Source organism: Pseudomonas pergaminensis (assembly GCF_024112395.2).
Lineage (GTDB): Bacteria > Pseudomonadota > Gammaproteobacteria > Pseudomonadales > Pseudomonadaceae > Aquipseudomonas > Aquipseudomonas pergaminensis.
This window is the reverse complement of the sequence record NZ_CP078013.2, coordinates 768,164-787,344: the sequence shown is the minus strand read 5'-3', so window position 1 is coordinate 787,344 and position 19,181 is coordinate 768,164. Positions and strand designations below refer to the sequence as shown.

Here is a 19,181-nt window from a genome sequence, read left to right as displayed (position 1 = left end):
ACGCGTCGGCGCCGTCTGTTATTCACCTGAGTGATGGACGGTGCCATTAGTCCGAGAGTTGACCTTTGTCATATTTGTGAGCGTGTTCGGGTTTATATTGGCCGCCTTTGCCACGATTCTTTTACGTGAGGAAGTCAGCAATGAAGATCCTGATAAAAGCGTTAGCAAAATCCGCAGGCAATAAATGGCAGGTTCGTCTCGACCAGGACGCGTTCACCTTCCGCACCGAGGCCGAGGCCCGCGCCTTTGCCGACACCCTGCAAGCCCGTATCCAGGCGCCCCACCGTTTTCCAAACAGCCAGCAACGCTCCGCCGCTGGCTGAACCGCTCTTCAGACCTGTGCCTGCAAGGCCCGTTTGCGTTGCAGGCGCTGGGTCGACATCGCAATCGTCACCGCCAATACCCCGCACAAGCTGATGACCATGGCCATCGGCATCGCCGTGCCGTCGTGCAGGATCCCCACCAACGACGCCGCCCCCGCCGCCACGCCAAACTGAATGCAACCGAGCAACGCCGATGCGCTACCCGCCCGTGCTCCCTGCCCGCTCATGGCACACGCCGAGGTATTGGGCAAAATGCAGCCCAGGCTGGCGATGCAGATAAACAACGGCACCAGCAATGGCCACAGCGCATCGGTGCGCAAGGCTGCAATGCCGAGCAACGTCAGCGCCGCCAACAGGTAGACCCACACACTGCGCGACAGTAGAAACGCGGGGCCACGCTTGGACAGCAACCGCGCATTCACTTGGGCCACCAGGATAAAGCCCGCAGCGTTGGAACCGAACAGCCAGCCGTAATGCTCGGCAGGCACGCCGTAGAGTTGGATAAACACGAAAGGTGAACCGGCGATGTAGGCAAACATCCCGGCAATCGAGATGCCACCGGTCAGGGCGTACCCCAAGTAGACGCGGTCCGACAACAATGCTGCGTAGCGACGCAGCGACCCGGACAACGGCTGACGTGGCTGATGCGCCGGAAAGGTTTCCGGCAACCCGACTGCCACGGCAATGGCGGCCATTACGCTGAATATCGACAGCGCGAGGAAGATCGACTGCCAACCCCACAGCCCGACCATCAACCCGCCTGCCAGCGGTGCGAGGATCGGCGCCAGGCCGGTGACCAGCATCAGCTGGGAAAACACTTTGGCCGAGCCCACCGCATCACATTTGTCGCTGACCACCGCACGGGAAATCACCATGCCCGCGCAGCCACCCAGGGCCTGCACAAAGCGCGCAGCAATCAGCCACTCCAGCGAAGGCGCAAAGGCACACGCAAAGGACGCCAAGGTGAACAGCGTGACACCACTGAGCAGCGGGCCGCGTCGTCCGAAGCGGTCAGCCAGTGGGCCGTAGATCAATTGGCCGATGGCCAGGCCACCGAAGTACACCGCCAGAGTCAGCTGGATGTGTTTTTCATCGGTCGCGAAAGCCTTGGCCATGGCCGGAAAGCCCGGCAGGTAAAAATCGATCGCCAACGGCGCAAAGGCGCTCAAGGCACCCAGAATCAGGATTATGCGAAGGTTCATCGGGCACCCAAGTAAGACGGCAGCCCGATAGTCTAGCCGCGCTTGGGTGCATTGAACACGATAGCTCGCTAACTATTTGTTCGCGTCAGGCGAGCTTGGCGCTGTAGCCCTCTTCGGTGATCGCCTCGATCACTTCCTCGGCAGACAGGCGGCTTTCGACGCCCACTTCCGCTGCCGCCAGGTCGACCTTCACACTGGCCGCCGGGTCTTGGCTCTGCACTGCCTGGGTCACCGCTCGAACGCAATGGCCGCAGGTCATTCCTTTAACGCTGAATACTTGCATGACATGACTCCTTTGATGAGGTGGGACCCAGTGTCGAGCTTGCCACGATGGCAAGGTCAAGTTACGGGAATATCTGCCGGGCTGGTAATCATTGGCGTCGTCGGCCAAGCTTCACCTATCTTCGATTCACACCACGGAGCATTCGCCATGCGCTGGTCGTTTTTTGCCCTTCTCGGCCTGATGAGCTTGTCTGCCGCTGCGCCGCAGGCTATCGCCGCCGAAGACTATGCGGTGCTGATCATTTCCCGGGAACGCCTGGAAGTGCCGACCAACTGCGAAATCGGCTTGTACCTGAATGACCAACTGGCGGGCCGGCTGTTCCAGGAACAAGCCACGTCCTTCAACCTGCCGGCGGGCAACCTGTCCTTGCGCCTGAAGCTGCTGCCAGGCCAATCCCCAGGCTGCCTGCCAGGGATGCTGGCACCGCCCGCGCAAAACATCACGCTCAAGGTCGGTGACGTACGCAAGTTGCGTATCGCCCAAGGCCCGGATGGCATGTACCTCAAGCCCGCCGCATTGGAATATTAAAGGCGCTTGACCTTCCCCACAGGTCAAGGTTGATCCTACGGGCAACGTCTCCTGGAGGACTGCCCCATGAATGGATCCACCACCTTTGACCTGCCCATCGGCGGCATGACCTGCGCCAGCTGTGCCGGCCGGGTCGAGCGCGCGCTGAGCAAGGTGCCGGGGGTGCAACGCGTCAGCGTCAACCTGGCCAACGAGCGCGCCCATGTTGAAGTGCTGGGCCAGATGGACCCCGGCGTGCTGATCGCCGCAGTCGACAAAGCCGGCTACACCGCCACCCTGCCCCAAAGCGAAACCGCCACCGACGCCAATCAAGCCCAGCGCCTGCAGCGTGAGCGTTGGGCGCTGCTGCTGGCGATCCTGCTGGCATTGCCGTTGGTGCTGCCGATGTTGGTGGAACCCTTCGGCCTGCACTGGATGCTGCCCGCCTGGGCACAGTTCGCCCTGGCCACGCCGGTGCAATTCATCTTCGGCGCGCGCTTCTATATTGCTGCCTGGAAAGCCGTGCGTGCCGGTGCCGGCAATATGGACTTGCTGGTGGCCATCGGCACCAGCGCCGGTTACGGCCTGAGTATGTATGAATGGCTCACCGCTCACCCCGGCATGGCACCGCACCTGTACTTCGAAGCCTCGGCGGTAGTGATCGCCCTGGTGCTGCTGGGCAAATACCTGGAGAGCCGCGCCAAGCGCCAGACTGCCAGCGCTATCCGCGCCCTGGAAGCCTTGCGTCCCGAGCGGGCGATTCGGGTCATTGAAGGGCGCGAAGAAGACGTCGCCATCAATGCGTTGAAGCTCGGTGACCTGGTGATGGTCAAGCCTGGCGAGCGCTTCCCGGTGGACGGTGAAGTGGTCGAGGGTCAAAGCCATGCCGACGAAGCCTTGATCAGCGGCGAAAGCCTGCCGGTCCCGAAACAGCCTGGCGATACCGTCACCGGCGGCGCCATCAACGGCGAAGGCCGCCTGCTGGTGCGCACCCTGGCCCTTGGCGCTGAAAGCGTATTGGCGCGGATCATCCGTTTGGTCGAAGACGCACAGGCCGCCAAGGCACCGATCCAGAAGCTGGTGGACAAAGTCAGCCAAGTCTTCGTCCCGGCCGTGCTGGTGCTGGCGTTGGCCACCCTGGTGGGTTGGTGGCTGTATGGCGCGCCGCTGGAAACCGCAATCATCAATGCCGTGGCCGTGCTGGTAATCGCCTGCCCGTGCGCCCTGGGCCTGGCCACGCCGACTGCGATCATGGCCGGCACGGGTGTCGCCGCACGCCACGGCATCCTGATCAAGGACGCCGAAGCCCTGGAACGCGCCCATGAGGTGAGCGCCGTGGTCTTCGACAAGACCGGCACCCTCACCTCCGGCACGCCGAAAATTGCCCACCTGGCGGCAGTGGATGGCAACGAATTGCTGCTGTTGCAGCACGCCGGTGCACTGCAGCGCGGCAGCGAACACCCGCTGGCCAAAGCCGTGCTGGATGCGTGCAACGAAAAAGGGCTGCCCGTGGCCGACGTGACGGCCAGCCAATCCCTGACCGGACGCGGCATCGCCGGCACGCTGGAGGGACGGCAGTTGGCGTTGGGCAATCGTCGCCTGCTGGAGGAAAGCGGCTTGAGCGCGGGCGACCTCGCCGACTCGGCCAACGCCTGGGAAGCCGAAGGGCGCACGTTGTCATGGCTGATCGAGCAAGGTGCGCAACCGCGTGTGCTGGGGCTGTTCGCCTTTGGCGACACGCTCAAGCCCGGTGCGTTGGAGGCCGTGGAACAACTCAAGGTCCAGCACATCACCAGCCATTTGCTCACCGGCGATAATCGTGGCAGCGCCCGTGTGGTCGCGCACGCCCTGGGCATCGACGATGTGCACGCCGAAGTGCTGCCCGCCGATAAAGCCGCCACCGTCGCCGAGTTGAAAAAAACCGGGGTGGTGGCCATGGTCGGCGACGGCATCAACGACGCCCCGGCCCTGGCCGCCGCCGATATTGGCATCGCCATGGGCGGTGGCACCGACGTGGCCATGCACGCGGCCGGCATTACCCTGATGCGCGGCGACCCGCGCCTGGTGCCCGCAGCCCTGGAGATCAGTCGCAAGACCTACGCGAAAATTCGCCAGAACCTGTTCTGGGCCTTTGTGTATAACCTGATTGGCATTCCCCTGGCCGCCTTTGGCCTGCTCAATCCCGTGCTGGCGGGCGCGGCGATGGCGTTTTCCAGTGTCAGCGTGGTGAGCAATGCCTTACTGTTGAAGACGTGGAAGCCTAAGGACCTGGAGGATCAACGCCCATGAATATCGGCCAAGCCGCACGCCAGAGCGGGCTCAGCGCCAAGATGATTCGCTACTACGAATCCATCGGCCTGCTCAAAGCCGCCCACCGCACCGACAGTGGCTATCGCGTGTATGGCAGTGACGACTTGCACACGCTGGCGTTTATCAAACGCTCGCGGGACCTGGGGTTTTCATTGGAAGAGGTCGGCAAGCTGCTGACCCTGTGGCAGGACCGGCAACGGGCCAGTGCCGATGTCAAGGCGTTGGCACGCCAGCATATCGATGAGCTGAACCAGAAGATTCTGGAGCTGGGGCAACTGCGCGATACCTTGCAGGACCTAGTGGAGCACTGCCAAGGCGATCATCGGCCGGATTGCCCAATCCTCAAGGAATTGGCGTCCGGTAGTTGCTGCGTCTGATGGAATCTATCTGAATACATGCAAAACCAAATGCGGGAGCGGGCTTGCTCACGAAGGCGGTGGATCAGTCAGCACATGCATCGACTGACACTCCGCTTTTGCGAGCAAACCCGCTCCCACAGTGTTGATCTTCATCTACCCAAAGATCATTGCATCCACGGCGGTGGCGGCGGCTCGTCCGGCACTTTGCTCGGTGGCGCATCATCCGCCGCCCGAATCGCCTGGCGACGCTCTTCATCCAGCCGCGCGGCTTCGATCTCGCGGATCACACCGCCGACATCCGCCAACTCTTCCGGCTCGTCGAACTCGCCGGTCAATACGCTGGCCGGGTGCAAGGTGCCGGCTTCGTACAGGGCCCACATTTCCTTGGCGTACTTGGTCTTCTTCAACTCCGGGGCAAAGCGCCCGAAATAGGAAGCCATGTTGCCCACATCCCGCTCCAGCATGCTGAACGCGTGGTTGTTGCCCGCCGCATCGACGGCCTGGGGCAGGTCGATGATCACCGGGCCCGTTGGCGTGAGCAGTACGTTGAACTCGGACAAGTCACCGTGCACCAGGCCGGTACACAGCATCAGCACGATCTGGGAAATCAGGAAAGCGTGGTATTCACGCGCCTGGTCCGGCTCCAGCACTACGTCGTTCAGACGCGGCGCCGCATCGCCGTACTCGTCGGCCACCAGCTCCATCAGCAGCACGCCTTCCAGGAAGTCGAACGGCTGGGGCACGCGAACGCCCGCACCGGCCAGGCGGAACAAGGCCGCCACTTCGGCGTTCTGCCAGGCATCTTCGGTTTCTTTCTTGCCGAACTTGGAGCCCTTGGCCATGGCCCGGGCCTGCCGGCTGTTGCGGACCTTACGGCCTTCCTGGTATTCGGACGCTTGACGAAAACTTCGTTTGTTCGCCTCCTTGTAAACCTTGGCGCAACGCAATTCGTTGCCGCAGCGCACCACATAAACAGCTGCTTCTTTACCACTCATGAGTGGGCGCAGCACTTCGTCGACCAGACCGTCTTCGATCAGGGGTTCAATGCGTTTAGGAGTCTTCATCAGCTTTTATTGTGGGTCCTTTATTACCAAATACGCGTATGGCACTCGTTATACGGCAATCAGCTCGCCGGTGGGAGAGGCTACCGACCGTTGATCACTTAAGAATGCATCCAATATGCCAGTTTCAACGTTCAATGATCGCGGTTACACCCTGCCCACCTGCCGCACAGATCGAAATCAGGCCACGTCCCTTGCCCGCCGCATCCAGCAACTTGGCCAGGTTGGCGACGATACGCCCACCCGTGGCAGCGAACGGATGCCCGGCCGCCAGTGAACTGCCCTTCACATTCAGGCGGCTGCGGTCGATGGCGCCCAACGGTGCCTCCAGCCCGAGTCGCGTCTTGCAGTAGTCCGCATCTTCCCAGGCCTTGAGCGTGCACAAAACCTGGGCAGCGAACGCCTCATGGATCTCGTAGTAATCGAAGTCCTGCAGCGTCAGACCATTCCTCGCCAGCAAGCGCGGTACCGCGTACACCGGCGCCATCAGCAGGCCTTCGGCGCCGTTGACGAAGTCCACCGCCGCCGCTTCACCATCGCGTAAATACGCAAGGATCGGCAAGCCACGCTCCTGGGCCCAGGCCTCGCTGCCCAGCAGCACCAGCGACGCACCATCCGTGAGCGGCGTGGAGTTGCCGGCGGTGAGCGTGCCTTTTTCGCTGCGCTCGAAGGCGGGCTTGAGCGCGGCGAGTTTTTCCAGGGTCAGGTCCGGGCGCAGGTTGTTGTCGCGGGTCAGGCCCAAGAACGGCGTGAGCAAATCGTTGTGCCAGCCTTCAGCGTAGGCAGCGGCCATTTTCTGGTGGCTTTCCAGGGCCAACTGGTCCTGCTCGGCACGCGGAATCTGCCAGGTCTGCGCCATCAATTCACAGTGCTGGCCCATGGACAAACCCGTACGGGGTTCGCCGTTGCGCGGCAGTTCTGGCTTGAGGTGATGGGGACGAAGTTGTAACAGGACTTTTAATTTGTCCGCCACGGACTTGCTGCGGTTGGCTTGCAACAGAATCTTGCGCAAGCCTTCATTCACGCCGATAGGGGCGTCGGAGGTGGTGTCCACCCCACCGGCAATCCCGCATTCGATCTGCCCCAGGGCGATCTTGTTGGCCACCAGCAGCGCCGCTTCCAAGCCGGTGCCGCAGGCCTGCTGAATGTCGTAGGCGGGGGTTTGCGGTGACAGGCGCGAGCCCAGCACGCATTCGCGGGTGAGGTTGAAGTCGCGCGAATGCTTGAGCACCGCACCGGCAGCCACTTCACCCATGCGCAGGCCGTGCAGGTTGTAGCGTTCGATCAGGCCCTCCAGGGCGGCGGTCAGCATCGCCTGGTTGCTCGCCGTGGCATAGGGGCCATTGGAGCGGGCGAAAGGAATGCGGTTACCGCCAATGATCGCTACACGGCGCAATTGAGTCATGGAAAGCTCCCTGATGGTTGTGGGTAGAATCACCAAGCCTAGCCTAGGCTCAATCGAACGACTGCCACCCCGGGGTGGTCAACCCTTTGAACCCCAGCCTTCGGAGAGCGTTCCATGTCTGACCGTTATATCGACTTCGCCAACTCAAGCCTCGGCCATCGCCTGGTCGCCGCCATTGGCCTGCCGTCACCGGTACGCCTGGAACGCTGGCAAGCCGGGCGCCTGCGCCCAGTGGAGGGTGCATTGCTGCTGGGCGGCGGTGCGCTGACCACCCAGGTGCAGGCGTTCGCCAATCGGCTCACTGACGCCATCTACACCTACGGCAGCGAGACCTCGACCTGGATTCCCGGCCACGGTCCCAAGCTCAAGGCCGTCGTGTTCGACGCCAGCGACTTGCAGCACACCGACCAACTCAAACAGCTGCGCGAATTCTTCCAGCCACTGCTGAAAAACCTCGATAACAGCGCGCACCTGGTGATCCTCGGGCGTGCGCCGGAAGGTCTCAGCGATCCCTTCGCCGCCAGCGCCCAGCGCGCCTTGGAAGGGTTCAGTCGCTCGCTGGCCAAAGAGCTGCGCAATGGGGGCGTGTTGCAACTGCTCTATGTTGGTGACGGGGCCGAAGAGCAACTGGAAGGCGCACTGCGCTTCTTCCTTTCGCCAAAAAGCGCGTACATCTCCGGCCAAGTCATTCGCCTGGAGGCCTGCACCACACCGGTCGAAGACTGGACGCGGCCCTTGGCCGGGCGCAAGGCACTGGTCACCGGCGCCGCCCGAGGCATTGGTGCATCCATCGCCGAAACCCTCGCCCGCGACGGCGCAGAGGTGATCCTGCTCGACGTGCCCCAGGCCAAGGCCGACCTCGAAGCCCTGGCCGCGCGCCTGGGGGCACGCACCGTCACGCTGGATATCTGCGCTGAAGACGCCGCCCGCCAGTTGATTGAACAGTTGCCCGATGGCCTCGACATCCTGGTGCACAACGCCGGTATCACCCGCGACAAAACCCTGGCGAACATGACCCCGGAATATTGGGACGCGGTGCTCGCCGTCAACCTCAATGCGCCGCAAGTACTGACCCAGGCGCTGCTCGACAACGGCACCCTGCACGACAACGCCCGCGTGGTGTTGCTGGCGTCCATCAGCGGCATCGCCGGTAACCGTGGGCAAACCAACTATGCGGCGAGCAAAGCGGGCTTGATCGGCCTCGCGCAGGCCTGGGCGCCGCTGCTTAAGGAGCGTGGCATCACCATCAACGCGGTGGCGCCGGGCTTTATCGAAACCCAGATGACCGCGCATATTCCGTTTGGCTTGCGTGAAGCCGGGCGACGCATGAGTTCACTGGGCCAGGGCGGCCTGCCACAGGACGTCGCCGAAGCGGTGGCGTGGCTGGGCCAACCAGGTTCGGGTGCGGTCAGCGGGCAAGCGCTGCGTGTGTGTGGGCAAAGTCTCCTGGGAGCGTAAGCATGCAATGGAAGACACTGGGCAATACGCCGTTTCTGCCGCCGCTGTATTGGCGCGCGGCGCTCAAGCGCAAGATTACCGGCAGCGCCCTGCCCGAGCAGGGGCTGCGTTGTCGGGTGAGCATCAACCCCAGGCACGTGGCGGCCTATCGCAAGGTCTGTGGTTTTGCTGACAGCCCGATCCTACCGGCGACGTACCCGCATATCCTCGCGTTTGGCCTGCAGATGCAGTTGCTCACCGATAAACACTTTCCCTTCCCGCTGCTGGGGCTGATTCACCTGAGCAACCGTATCCGCATCCATCGCCCGCTGGGGGGTGTCAGTGAGCTGTCCGTCGGTGTGCACGCGCAGAACCTCAAGCCCCACCCCAAGGGCGCGACCTTCGACCTGATCACCACCGTCGAAGACTCCCTTGGCCTGCTGTGGGAAGCCGAAAGCCGCATGCTGTGCCGAGGCGTGAAACTGGACGGTGAGGCGCAAGAGGACGCCCAACCCTCCCCCACCCAGGTCAGCGAATTGTCCCGCTGGAAGGCACCCGCCGACATCGGTCGCCGGTATGCACGGGTGTCCGGTGACTACAACCCGATCCACCTCAGCGCCCTGACCGCCAAGCTGTTTGGCTTCCCCCAGGCCATCGCCCACGGACTGTGGAACAAGGCGCATACCCTCGCCGCACTCGGCGAACACCTGCCCGCCGCCAATGTTGAGATAAACGTCGAGTTCAGGAAACCCGTACGCCTGCCCAGTGAAGTGACGTTATTGGCCAGCGCCGCCGGTTCCAGCGGAGAGTTGTGGCTCAAAGGCGCAGGCGATATTGAACATATGGTAGGCAAGTGGCAGCCAATCGCCTGAAATAAAATGATTAATTGTATATATACACCCTAAGTAATAGCGGACTTTTTTAAGCCCGCTTTTTTATACAACCTATTGATTTTAAACATATATACATCTTGATACATCCCCGCCTTATACCCTTGGTATTAGCTACTTAAACGGTACAGCTGCGCGATATATAAATCGTTAATACCAAGTTGAGCATTGAGAGAACGCACGTCCGGGGCTGTTATAGCCACACGGACAAACGTATCGCTATCCCTAGAAATAGTGAGCGTTTGAAGACAACCAAGGTTGTACAGGTGCAAGGAACTCAATCATGAAAACTCAAGTAGTGTTTTGGAAAGCAAGTACCGCGCTGGCCCTGGCAGTAGCACTGGCACTCGGCGGCTGCAGCAGCGGTGGTGGTGGGCATCACAGTGGTGGATCTTCCGATGCTGGCGCTGGCGCAGGTGGTGGCACAGGCGGCGGGGGAACCGGTGGCGGTACAGGCGGCGGTACAGGCGGCGGGGGAACCGGTGGCGGCACCGATCCTGGCACCGACCCGGGCACTAACCCAGGCGGCGGCACCACGCCACTGGTTACGGCGACCGTGGTCGACACCGTCGGCGATACCGTGACCGGTCTCGGCGGCACCGTCAGCAGCCTGGGCACCACCCTTGGCAGCCTACCAATCGTCGGTGCAACCGCTGGCGGCCTGGTCACCGCTACCGGCAACGCCGTCGGCAGCATCGGTACCGGCCTGTCGGATGGCCTGGGTACGCTGGGTACTGACAGCAATGCATTGGGCAAAACCGTCGCTGGCGTGGCCAACGGGGTTTCCGACCTGGGCGACGGCGTGACCGTCACCGGCACTAATGTCGCCACCCTGCTGGGCAAAGTGCCGGTGGTCAGCGGCGCTGCACCGGTGGTAGGCAACGTCGTCGGCAAGGTGGGCAATGCCGTGACCATGCTGGGCGACACCCTGAGCACCGCGAGCACTACCGGCCCACTGGGTTCGGTCACCAACACCGTGGGCGCAAAAGTCCTGGTGCCCGTGGTCTCCCTGGTGGAAAACACCACCGGTAAAGTCGGCTCCTCTACCGGCCTGGATTCTCCAGTGGGCGGCTTGCTGAAAAAAGTGGGCGATACCGTCGACGGCCTGGGCGATAAAGTCGCCGACACCGGCGGCACCGGCAACCCTGTGACAGGCGCGGTGGGCAATGTGCTCAATGGTGTCGGCACCGTGGTCGGCAAGGCCAGCGGTTATGTCGACCCGGATGCGGATAACAGTGGCGGCGGCAACGGCGGTGGTACAGGTGGCGGTACTAACAACCTGGGCTTGCCTGAACTGATCGGTGGCGTGATCGCCGGGGCCGGCAGCGGCCTGGATGCAGGCAACACCAACGGCGTGGTCAGCGCGACCGGCGTCACGGGTGTCAAAGCCGGCACCACCGTGGCGTCCCTGGGTACCCTCCTGGGCGGCAGCGGCGTCCCCAACACAGCGGCCGGTGCCCCCATTGCCGGGCTGACCACTCAAATCGGCGGCGCTATCAACCCTGTCACCAGCGGCGTGCAAAGCCTGACCCAAACCATCGGCGGTGCCACCGGCCTGGGTGCGCCCGTCAATGGCCTGGCGACGAATGTCGGCGGCGCTGTCAGCAGCCTGGGCGGCAAAATCAGCGGCACCAATGCCAACCCGGTCACCAACGCCCTCGGCGGTACAGTGACTGCAGTGGGCGGTACCGTGGCCTCGATCGGCGGCCTGGTCACCGGCGGCACCAATACCGGCGGCGGGCTGCTCGGGGGCGGCCTGAACCTGGGTGTCGGCGCAGGTGCCGGTGCCGGTGCCTCTGCCGGTGCCTCTGCCGGTGCAGGCGGCAGCGCAAATGGTGGTCTACTGGGCGGGCTGTTAGGCGGCCTGGGCGGCAAAAAATAGAATTGCACCTGGCCGATTAGACGGCCTCACCTACAGCGCCTACGCTTGGTTGAGACGAGAGACCCCACTAAGTCTCTCGTCTTTTTTATGGGTCAATGATCGATCCCTGAAAGCACCCGAACCGCGCCCCCAGAGCCCGGCGGGAATCTGCGAAACGCTGCTGCAGTTTGACCATGGAGTGTCCTATGCGCGCTTTGACGCCGTTGTTATTGCTCACCCTCAGTGCCTATGCCCACGCCGATACCCTACCCAGTTTCCTCAATAGCAACGACACCATCCGCAACCTGCCCGTGCCCAACCTGCCCGCCGACGCCTACCGTCCGGCGGCCACACCCACCCAGGTGCCGACGCCGGCGCCCACCGCCGGGCAACCGTTGCTGATGGACACCAAAGTGACCATCCGCAAACTGCAGATCGACGGCGGCACGGTCTACCCGCTCAGCGACGTTGCGCAGGCATTCGGGCCGCTGATCGGCCACGAAACCAATCTGGAGCAATTGATCGAAGCCACCCGCAGCATCACCCGGCGTTATCAGCAGGACGGCTACTTGCTGTCGTACGCCTTCCTGCCGGAACAACGTTTCGAGGACGGCCTGGTGCGCGTGGTGCTGGTCGAAGGCTACATCCGGGATTACCAACTGCAAGGCGACATTGGCGCGGTCTCGTCCTACGTCGACAAACTGGCCGAGAAACTCAAGGCCGAACGCCCGCTCACGCGCAAGACGTTCGAGCGCTACACCACGTTGATGGGCGCTATACCGGGTATAACCGTGCAAGCCCAGGTGCCGCCGCCAGGCACCACCGATGGCGGCACCCACATGCAGATCAACGCCAGCCGCAAGCCCATCACCACCAGCATGAGCCTCAACGAAGCCAGCCGTGGCGGTACCCAGGCCTTGCTGACCGGTACCAGCAACTCGTGGACATCCATGGGCGAGCAACTGAGCATCAGCGGCCTGTTCCCGCCAGGCGAAGACAAAGAGCACTACTACCGCGCGACCTACAGCCAATTCATCAACGCCGAGGGCACCCAACTCGCGCTCTCGGGGGAACGCTACCGCGCCGACCCAAGCACCAGCCTGCAACTGGGCGACGGCCTGGAACTCAAGCCACACCAGCAGATCGACCGTTACTCCATCGGCATCAGCCACCCCTTCATCGCCTCGCCCGGCGAGTCGTTGAGCCTGGGGACGCGCCTGTACGCCGTGGACCAGACCAACCGCTACAAACTGGAAGGTTTTCCCCAGCGTTTCGAACTTGAAACCAACCTGCGCGCCCTGGCCTTCGAAGGGGACTGGCGCAAGGCTGACACCACCCAATTGCGCATCATCAGCGGCGGCGTGTACCAAGGAATCAATGGCATGGGCGCCAAGACCCGCACGGACTTTGGCGGCCTCAAACCCGACCTCGACTTCTTCCGCCTGCGCCTGTCTGGCGTACAGAGCAACAAGCTGTTCGAGAACTGGCAAGGCGTGCTGTCCGGCGCGCTTTACTGGAGCAACGACAACCTGCCCGACAGCGAACGCGCCACCTTCGGCGGGCAGAGTTTCGGCCGCGGTTATCCCGATGACCAGGGCACCGGCGACAAGGGCTGGGGCCTGGCCTACGAGGTCAACTACAGCTACAACCGCGCCGGCGACTGGGTGAGAATCCTGCAACCCTACGTGGTGTTCGACCGCGCCAAGACCTGGTTCAACGACCTGCCGGTGCAGGGCAACGACCTGTCATCGGCGGCGTTGGGGCTGCGTTTTGGCGATGCCAAGTACTACAACATCGCGCTGGAGGTCGCCAAGCCGATGTCGGACGTGGCATTGGACAGCTACGATCGGCGGCCGCGTTATTCGGTGAGCTTCAGCTACCAGCTCTGACATCTGCAGGAGCCCGGCTTTCCGGGCGCCTACAGTTTCGCTCTGGGGAGGGGGAAGAGGTTGTTCAGCGTATCGATCAACCGCACCAGGTAGATCGGCTTGCGAAACAGGTCCAGCACCTGCAGGCGCAGCATGTCGCTCACATCATCCATTTCGGCATGACCGGACATCACAATCACCGGCAGGTGGGAACGTGAGGTGTGTTCGCGCAGGCGCTTGATCAACGAAATGCCACTTTCCTCGGGCATGCGCAGGTCGGTAATGACCAGGGCGATGTCGGGGTGAAGTGTCAATTCTTGCAGGGCGAAGGTGACGGAGTTGGCGGTAAAACAGACAAACCCCTCGTTCTCGAGGGATTCGGCAAGTTCGATTAAGGCGTCCTCTTCGTCGTCCACCAATAGGATTTGCTGGCGTGAAGAAGACGCGCTCATGGCATTACCTGCAAGAGGGAATAATCATAACGACTGCCACACTTAAATCAGGTCCCAGTCGGCATGCTTGTGGTCATGTTGGTGAAAATGTTTTTGATCTTAGTTCCCAGCCCCGTTCCGGCGCCGACAATAACCAGCGCGACCAACGCGACGACAATTGCGTACTCGATACCTGAGGCACCCTCTTTGCGACTGAAGAATAGTTGCGTCTGAACGTAAAGTTTCAACACCAGGTCAAGGAACATAAGACTTCTCCCTAAAACGCCACTGGAAGCCGGAACGGCTCTAGTACCAGATGATCGCGGCGTGCCATTAGAGCATTGTCAACAAACCTCGGCCTCACAACTGTAATAACGGATTAATCACAAAGTATTAGTCACAACGTTGACGCCATAAACCTGCACGCCAAGCCGCTGCTTCTATAGTTCAGATAAATTTTTCCTACGGTAATGGCATTTCGTCCTAGCTGAGCTACCTTCAAATAGCCAAATCGTTAGATGTTCATCACAGCCAGGTTGCGGATTAACCCGTTTGGATTAAGCGGGCGCGCAGTGCAACGGGATAGGGAGAGCCGTCATGAACAGTCGTATCAGCATGGTCCTGGCCGGCTTGTTGCTGATCGGGGCGTTGATCGCCGGGTATTGGGGACTGGTCTTGAGCCGCACACCGGAGCCTGTCGCCGCCCCAGCTGCACCTGTCGTTTCCGTTGCAAACACCGTCGCTGCCGCCGAAGACCAGACCCGCCAACCGGTGGTGGTGCTGGTGCACGATGTGCCGGCTTTTATTCCGCTGACCGCCGCCGACCTGACGGTGGAAAAACTACGCACCGTGCCCGCTGGCAGCCTCACTCAGCTCGACCAGGCCATCGGCCGCACGCCACTGCGCGCCCTCGGCGCCGGCACTTGGCTCACCGAAGAAAGCTTTAACAGCGGCGGCCCCCTCGCACGCATGATTCGCCCCAACGAACGCGCCCTGGCAGTGGCCGTGGACGAAGTCATCGGCGCCGGCGGCCAACTGAGCCCAGGCGATTACGTGGACGTACTGTTGTTCTTGCGCCAGGACACCAGCAACGCCGAGCAATCGGCCCAGATCGTCCTTCCCGCCATGCGCCTGCTCAGCGTCGGCGACCAATTGGGCCTGGCCAACGATGGCACACCCGCCGTCCCGCCGCCGGCCACCGCCGAAGAGCGCGCCCAGGCCGCCCAACGCCGGGCGGGCGCGCGCACCGTTGTGCTGGCCGTGCCGGAGCCTCTGTTAAGCCGCATGATGCTCGCGGCACAAGCCGGGATATTGCGCCTGGCCGTCCGCAGCGCCGAAGAGCAACTGCTCAGCCGCTATTGGGCCGGTGAAAACGAATCGCCGGACAAACTGGAAAGTGCCAACCGCGACCTCTACCAATTTACTCAACTGGCCCTGACCGGCCCGCCCAAACGCGTCGCCGCAGCCGCGGCCGCCGGTGAGCCTGGCGTGCGCCGTGGCATTGAAGTGATTCGCGGCGCCCAGGCGGCGCCACAAACTCCGTGATCGAGCAAGGATGCTTTGAATGAGCCATCGCTACGCCCCCATGTTCACGCAACTGGCCTGCGCCCTGATGCTGTCGAGCCTGCCGGTCGGCATGGCTCTGGCCGCGCCGGGCAATTGCAGCGCCTTGGGCCAGTTGCCCGCCGTGGTCGAAGTGGGAGAAGGCCTGCAACAGGAGCTGCAATCACCGGTAGCCATTACGCGCCTGGCCATCGGCGATCCGAAAATCGCCGATGTGCGGGTGAACGGCGACCGACATTTCCTGCTGACCGGTGTCTCGTCCGGCGCCACCAGCCTGATGGTGTGGACCGCCTGCGCCAGCGCGCCGCGCCAGAGCATGGTGTTCGTCAAGGGCAAGGCCACCTCGGCATTGACCAGCCTGTCACTGTCGCCGTCGGAAGATCCCTTGCTGCCCAGCCAGGTGCAGACCGATATCCGCTTTGTGGAAGTCAGCCGCACCAAGCTCAAGGAAGCAAGCACGCGGTTCCTGGGCACGGGCACGAATTTTTTCCTCGGCAGCCCCAACCTGCTGTCCCCCTCGGAAGGCGTGTTCAAACTGCCGGTGAGCGCTGACAGTTTCAACATCGGCTTTGGCGGTGGCCGGGTAAAAGCCATGATCAATGCCTTGGAACGCAGCGGCTTTGCCTACACCCTGGCGCGCCCGAGCCTGGTGGCCATGAGCGGCCAGAGCGCTTCCTTCCTGGCCGGCGGCGAGGTGCCGGTGCCGGTGCCCAGCGCCGGCAGCGACACCATCTCCATCGAGTACAAGGAGTTCGGCATCCGCCTGACCCTGACCCCCACGGTGATCGACCGCAACCGCATCACTCTCAAGGTGGCGCCGGAAGTCAGCGAGCTGGACTACAGCAATGCGGTGCAGATCCAAGGCATCCAGGTGCCGGCGCTGACCGTGCGCCGCACCGACACTAGCGTTTCCCTGGCCGATGGCGAAAGTTTTGTGATCAGCGGCCTGATCAGCACCAATAACCGCTCCACCATCAGCAAGTTTCCAGGGCTGGGCGATATCCCGATCCTCGGCGCGTTTTTCCGCGACTCCAATATCAGCCGCGAAGAAAAGGAACTGCTGATGATCGTTACGCCGCACCTGGTGCAGCCGCTGGCCGCCAACGCCCAATTGCCCTCCTTGCCCGGCGAAAAACTGCGCACCTACGACCCGAACTGGTACCGGCTGTTCTTCCTGGAAAACGGTAATTTCGACCGTCGCAGTGGACTTTCCCAATGAGCGATAGCCTGAGTCAGACCTTCCTCGCCATCACCCGCAACGCCACTGACCTTGAGTGGCTGCAGGGTGCCCTGGCGCCCCTGGGCCAAGTCGTGAGCGCCGGCACCGGCAGCCTGGACGAGCTGCTGGCGCTGGTGGACGTGACCTTTGCCAACCTGGTGTTTGTCGGCCTGGACCGTGAAAACGTAGTGGCCCAGAGCGCGCTGATCGAAGGTGCCCTGGAAGCCAAGCCGATGCTCGCGGTGGTTGCCCTCGGCGATGGCATGGACAACCAACTGGTACTCAACGCCATGCGGGCCGGCGCCCGCGATTTCGTCGCCTACGGCTCACGCTCCAGCGAAGTGGCCGGCCTGGTGCGACGCCTCAGCAAGCGCCTGCCGACCGTCACGCCCAATACACAGCTGGGCGGCCTGACCGTGTTATTTGGCACCCAGAGCAACGCCGATGGGGCGATGCTGGCCACCCACCTGGCGCTGGTGGTGCAAAAAAGCGGGCAGCAGACCCTGCTGCTCGACCTGGGCCTGCCGCGCAGCGACAGCCTGGCCTTGCTGGGCCTGGAGAGCACGTTCAATTTCGGCGATGCATTGCGACACTTGCGCCGTCTCGACACCACCTTGATCAACAGTGCCTTCACCACCGCCCTCGATGGCCTGCGCATCCTGGCGTACGCCACCGGTGACGAACCGCTCAAACTCACCAGTGCCGCCGAGCTGTTCATGTTGCTCAGTGCGCTGCGCCAGCACTTCCAGCACATTGTCGTGAACATTACCGGGCAACCGGACAGCGAAGCTCTGCGCACCTTTGTCAGCCACTGCGACAAGCTGCTGTGGTGCACTGACCAAAGCGTACTGGACTGCCGCCGCAACCTCGCGGTGATCAACCGCTGGCGCGAAAAAGGCATGAAGCTCGATCACGCCAAGCTGGTGGTGGACCGCTACATCAAGGCCTGTGCGCCGGACACCGAAGCCCTGGAAAAAAGCTTCGGCCTCGAATGCGTCGCCGTACTCCCCCTCGCCGCCGAGCTGCGCCTGAATGTGAAAAACCAGGGCCAGACCCTGTTCGCACTGGCCCCACGTGAACCTTTGACCCAAGCCGTGCGCACCTTGGGCGAGCGCCTGGCAAAACGCTCCGAGGGCCTTGCGAAACCCTCAATGCGCTGGTTTGAACGCTTCCTGGGGTCCGGACGATGAACGGCGAAAAATTATTTGGCGGCCCGGCCCGAAGCGCCGGGGGCAACAGCGATCACGATGGCCTGAAACTGGTGCTGCATCGCTACATCATCGACGCCATCGAAGAGTCGGGCAAGAACCTGCTCGAAGGCACGCGCCAGTCCTTGGCGCAGTTTGTCATCGACAAGGTTTCCGAATACATCACGCGTATGCGCCTGGCGATCTCGCGCTATGAAATGGAGCGCCTGGCCGAAGAGATCGTCGACGAACTCACCGGCTTCGGCCCACTGGAAGTGCTGCTGCGCGACCCCTCGGTGACCGAGATCCTGGTCAACGGGCCGCACCGGGTGTTTATCGAACGCGACGGCCTGCTGCACCAGAGCGACCTGCGCTTTATCGACGACCACCACGTGGAGCGCGTGATGCAACGCATCCTCGCGCCACTGGGTCGGCGCCTCGATGAATCCTCGCCGATGGTGGATGCGCGCCTGCCCGACGGCAGCCGGGTCAACGCGATCATCCCGCCGATTGCCCTGGACGGGCCATGCCTGTCGATTCGGAAATTTCGCAAGGACATGCTCAAGAGCAGCGACCTGGTCGCCATGCAGACCATCGACCAAAGCATTTTCGAATTCTTCCAGGAGGCCGTGGGCAAGCGCTGCAACATCCTCATCAGCGGCGGGACCGGCACCGGCAAAACCACGCTGCTGAACATTCTCAGCCAGCTGATCAACCCCCACGAGCGCCTGGTCACCATCGAAGACGTGGCCGAACTGCAACTGGGCCACCCCCATGTGGTGCGCCTGGAAACCCGCCCGCCAAACGCCGAAGGCCATGGTGAAGTACGCTCCAGCGACCTGATCCGCAACGCCCTGCGGATGCGCCCGGACCGCATCATCCTCGGGGAGATCCGTGGCGTGGAAGTGCTCGACGTGATGACCGCCATGAACACTGGCCACGACGGTTCCATGAGCACCGTGCACGCCAACAATGCCCAGGATGCCTTGCTGCGCCTGGAAACCCTGGTGGGCCTGACCGGCCGGGTGGTCGCGGAAAAAACCCTGCGCCAGATGATCTGCGCTGCACTGGACGTGATCATCCAACTGACGCGCATGCCCGATGGCCGCCGCTGTGTGAGCGAGGTGGTGGAAGTGGTCGGCGTACGCGAAGACGTGTATGTCACCAACACCCTGTTCCGCCTGGACCGGCGCACCGGCATCGGGTTCCTGCGCGAAGCCATCAACCCGGCCGGCGACAAACTGCGCCGTGAATCGGCGTTGCAGTCGTAGGGGG

Annotated in this window: 18 protein-coding genes; 12 read left to right on the top strand and 6 right to left on the bottom strand. The window is 62.5% G+C overall.

Going from position 1 to position 19,181, the window contains the following annotated elements:
- Nucleotides 1–140 precede the first annotated feature (140 nt).
- On the top strand, nucleotides 141–323 hold the full coding sequence (locus KUA23_RS03455) for a hypothetical protein (protein WP_010213424.1): 183 nt from the start codon (nucleotides 141–143) through the stop codon (nucleotides 321–323).
- 8 nt (nucleotides 324–331) lie between these two features.
- Here KUA23_RS03455 and KUA23_RS03450 read toward each other — a convergent pair whose 3' ends face one another.
- The gene (locus tag KUA23_RS03450; protein WP_099493350.1) at nucleotides 332–1,525 is read right to left on the bottom strand and encodes a Bcr/CflA family multidrug efflux MFS transporter; all 1,194 of its coding nucleotides are present in this window, start codon (nucleotides 1,523–1,525) and stop codon (nucleotides 332–334) included.
- 85 nt (nucleotides 1,526–1,610) lie between these two features.
- Entirely contained in the window at nucleotides 1,611–1,808 is a 198-nt protein-coding gene (locus KUA23_RS03445) for a heavy-metal-associated domain-containing protein (protein WP_252993451.1), read from the bottom strand.
- 147 nt (nucleotides 1,809–1,955) lie between these two features.
- Here KUA23_RS03445 and KUA23_RS03440 point away from each other — a divergent pair, with 147 nt between their 5' ends.
- The 3 genes from KUA23_RS03440 to cueR all read left to right on the top strand — a co-directional run bounded on the left by KUA23_RS03440 (nucleotide 1,956) and on the right by cueR (nucleotide 5,002).
- Nucleotides 1,956–2,336: a hypothetical protein gene (locus KUA23_RS03440; RefSeq protein ID WP_078046711.1), complete on the top strand. Its 381-nt coding sequence runs from the start codon at nucleotides 1,956–1,958 to the stop codon at nucleotides 2,334–2,336.
- A gap of 66 nt (nucleotides 2,337–2,402) precedes the next feature.
- The gene (locus KUA23_RS03435; protein ID WP_252993450.1) at nucleotides 2,403–4,604 is read left to right on the top strand and encodes a heavy metal translocating P-type ATPase; all 2,202 of its coding nucleotides are present in this window, start codon (nucleotides 2,403–2,405) and stop codon (nucleotides 4,602–4,604) included.
- The gene (gene cueR, locus KUA23_RS03430; protein ID WP_252993449.1) at nucleotides 4,601–5,002 is read left to right on the top strand and encodes a Cu(I)-responsive transcriptional regulator; all 402 of its coding nucleotides are present in this window, start codon (nucleotides 4,601–4,603) and stop codon (nucleotides 5,000–5,002) included. The genes KUA23_RS03435 and cueR overlap by 4 nt, the downstream gene beginning before the upstream one ends.
- A gap of 146 nt (nucleotides 5,003–5,148) precedes the next feature.
- Here the strand turns inward: cueR and KUA23_RS03425 are convergent, their stop codons facing one another.
- Nucleotides 5,149–6,048 carry a PA4780 family RIO1-like protein kinase gene (locus KUA23_RS03425; protein ID WP_014716761.1) on the bottom strand — a complete coding sequence of 300 codons (900 nt, stop codon included), beginning with the start codon at nucleotides 6,046–6,048 and terminating at the stop codon, nucleotides 5,149–5,151.
- 124 nt (nucleotides 6,049–6,172) lie between these two features.
- Nucleotides 6,173–7,450, bottom strand: a complete 1,278-nt coding sequence (locus KUA23_RS03420; RefSeq protein ID WP_099493354.1) for an acetyl-CoA C-acetyltransferase — start codon at nucleotides 7,448–7,450, stop codon at nucleotides 6,173–6,175.
- Nucleotides 7,451–7,564: 114 nt separating this feature from the next.
- Here KUA23_RS03420 and KUA23_RS03415 point away from each other — a divergent pair, with 114 nt between their 5' ends.
- From KUA23_RS03415 to KUA23_RS03400, 4 genes are all read left to right on the top strand, one after another.
- The gene (locus KUA23_RS03415) at nucleotides 7,565–8,908 is read left to right on the top strand and encodes a 3-oxoacyl-ACP reductase (RefSeq protein WP_252993448.1); all 1,344 of its coding nucleotides are present in this window, start codon (nucleotides 7,565–7,567) and stop codon (nucleotides 8,906–8,908) included.
- Between the two features lie 2 nt (nucleotides 8,909–8,910).
- Complete coding sequence (locus KUA23_RS03410) at nucleotides 8,911–9,759, top strand: MaoC family dehydratase (RefSeq protein ID WP_078046706.1); 849 nt, start codon at nucleotides 8,911–8,913, stop codon at nucleotides 9,757–9,759.
- A 301-nt stretch (nucleotides 9,760–10,060) separates the two neighbouring features.
- Nucleotides 10,061–11,659 carry a collagen-like triple helix repeat-containing protein gene (locus tag KUA23_RS03405; RefSeq protein ID WP_252993447.1) on the top strand — a complete coding sequence of 533 codons (1,599 nt, stop codon included), beginning with the start codon at nucleotides 10,061–10,063 and terminating at the stop codon, nucleotides 11,657–11,659.
- A 185-nt stretch (nucleotides 11,660–11,844) separates the two neighbouring features.
- Nucleotides 11,845–13,527, top strand: a complete 1,683-nt coding sequence (locus tag KUA23_RS03400) for a ShlB/FhaC/HecB family hemolysin secretion/activation protein (protein WP_252993446.1) — start codon at nucleotides 11,845–11,847, stop codon at nucleotides 13,525–13,527.
- A gap of 29 nt (nucleotides 13,528–13,556) precedes the next feature.
- Here KUA23_RS03400 and KUA23_RS03395 read toward each other — a convergent pair whose 3' ends face one another.
- Nucleotides 13,557–13,958: a response regulator gene (locus KUA23_RS03395; protein ID WP_252993445.1), complete on the bottom strand. Its 402-nt coding sequence runs from the start codon at nucleotides 13,956–13,958 to the stop codon at nucleotides 13,557–13,559.
- Nucleotides 13,959–14,005: 47 nt separating this feature from the next.
- Nucleotides 14,006–14,203 (bottom strand): Flp family type IVb pilin, encoded by a 198-nt coding sequence (locus tag KUA23_RS03390; protein WP_078046702.1) that lies wholly within the window; start codon nucleotides 14,201–14,203, stop codon nucleotides 14,006–14,008.
- Nucleotides 14,204–14,534: 331 nt separating this feature from the next.
- Between KUA23_RS03390 and cpaB the strand changes: the two genes are divergently transcribed.
- From cpaB to KUA23_RS03370, 4 genes are read left to right on the top strand one after another with little or no spacing between them, the layout of a single operon-like run.
- On the top strand, nucleotides 14,535–15,482 hold the full coding sequence (gene cpaB / locus KUA23_RS03385) for a Flp pilus assembly protein CpaB (RefSeq protein WP_078046701.1): 948 nt from the start codon (nucleotides 14,535–14,537) through the stop codon (nucleotides 15,480–15,482).
- A 19-nt stretch (nucleotides 15,483–15,501) separates the two neighbouring features.
- Nucleotides 15,502–16,719, top strand: coding sequence for a type II and III secretion system protein family protein (locus tag KUA23_RS03380; protein ID WP_078046700.1), 1,218 nt, complete (start codon nucleotides 15,502–15,504; stop codon nucleotides 16,717–16,719).
- The gene (locus KUA23_RS03375) at nucleotides 16,716–17,909 is read left to right on the top strand and encodes a CpaE/TadZ family protein (protein ID WP_078046699.1); all 1,194 of its coding nucleotides are present in this window, start codon (nucleotides 16,716–16,718) and stop codon (nucleotides 17,907–17,909) included. Before KUA23_RS03380 ends, KUA23_RS03375 begins: the two co-directional genes overlap by 4 nt.
- Nucleotides 17,906–19,177 (top strand): TadA family conjugal transfer-associated ATPase, encoded by a 1,272-nt coding sequence (locus KUA23_RS03370; RefSeq protein ID WP_078046698.1) that lies wholly within the window; start codon nucleotides 17,906–17,908, stop codon nucleotides 19,175–19,177. Before KUA23_RS03375 ends, KUA23_RS03370 begins: the two co-directional genes overlap by 4 nt.
- Nucleotides 19,178–19,181: the final 4 nt, after the last annotated feature.

What these genes read in the sequence shown, in the direction of transcription:
- KUA23_RS03455 (WP_010213424.1), top strand. Translation starts at nt 141, where the DNA reads ATGAAGATCCTGATAAAAGCGTTAGCAAAATCCGCAGGCAATAAATGG.
- KUA23_RS03450 (WP_099493350.1), bottom strand. Translation starts at nt 1,525, where the DNA reads ATGAACCTTCGCATAATCCTGATTCTGGGTGCCTTGAGCGCCTTTGCG.
- KUA23_RS03445 (WP_252993451.1), bottom strand. Translation starts at nt 1,808, where the DNA reads ATGCAAGTATTCAGCGTTAAAGGAATGACCTGCGGCCATTGCGTTCGA.
- KUA23_RS03440 (WP_078046711.1), top strand. Translation starts at nt 1,956, where the DNA reads ATGCGCTGGTCGTTTTTTGCCCTTCTCGGCCTGATGAGCTTGTCTGCC.
- KUA23_RS03435 (WP_252993450.1), top strand. Translation starts at nt 2,403, where the DNA reads ATGAATGGATCCACCACCTTTGACCTGCCCATCGGCGGCATGACCTGC.
- cueR (WP_252993449.1), top strand. Translation starts at nt 4,601, where the DNA reads ATGAATATCGGCCAAGCCGCACGCCAGAGCGGGCTCAGCGCCAAGATG.
- KUA23_RS03425 (WP_014716761.1), bottom strand. Translation starts at nt 6,048, where the DNA reads ATGAAGACTCCTAAACGCATTGAACCCCTGATCGAAGACGGTCTGGTC.
- KUA23_RS03420 (WP_099493354.1), bottom strand. Translation starts at nt 7,450, where the DNA reads ATGACTCAATTGCGCCGTGTAGCGATCATTGGCGGTAACCGCATTCCT.
- KUA23_RS03415 (WP_252993448.1), top strand. Translation starts at nt 7,565, where the DNA reads ATGTCTGACCGTTATATCGACTTCGCCAACTCAAGCCTCGGCCATCGC.
- KUA23_RS03410 (WP_078046706.1), top strand. Translation starts at nt 8,911, where the DNA reads ATGCAATGGAAGACACTGGGCAATACGCCGTTTCTGCCGCCGCTGTAT.
- KUA23_RS03405 (WP_252993447.1), top strand. Translation starts at nt 10,061, where the DNA reads ATGAAAACTCAAGTAGTGTTTTGGAAAGCAAGTACCGCGCTGGCCCTG.
- KUA23_RS03400 (WP_252993446.1), top strand. Translation starts at nt 11,845, where the DNA reads ATGCGCGCTTTGACGCCGTTGTTATTGCTCACCCTCAGTGCCTATGCC.
- KUA23_RS03395 (WP_252993445.1), bottom strand. Translation starts at nt 13,958, where the DNA reads ATGAGCGCGTCTTCTTCACGCCAGCAAATCCTATTGGTGGACGACGAA.
- KUA23_RS03390 (WP_078046702.1), bottom strand. Translation starts at nt 14,203, where the DNA reads ATGTTCCTTGACCTGGTGTTGAAACTTTACGTTCAGACGCAACTATTC.
- cpaB (WP_078046701.1), top strand. Translation starts at nt 14,535, where the DNA reads ATGAACAGTCGTATCAGCATGGTCCTGGCCGGCTTGTTGCTGATCGGG.
- KUA23_RS03380 (WP_078046700.1), top strand. Translation starts at nt 15,502, where the DNA reads ATGAGCCATCGCTACGCCCCCATGTTCACGCAACTGGCCTGCGCCCTG.
- KUA23_RS03375 (WP_078046699.1), top strand. Translation starts at nt 16,716, where the DNA reads ATGAGCGATAGCCTGAGTCAGACCTTCCTCGCCATCACCCGCAACGCC.
- KUA23_RS03370 (WP_078046698.1), top strand. Translation starts at nt 17,906, where the DNA reads ATGAACGGCGAAAAATTATTTGGCGGCCCGGCCCGAAGCGCCGGGGGC.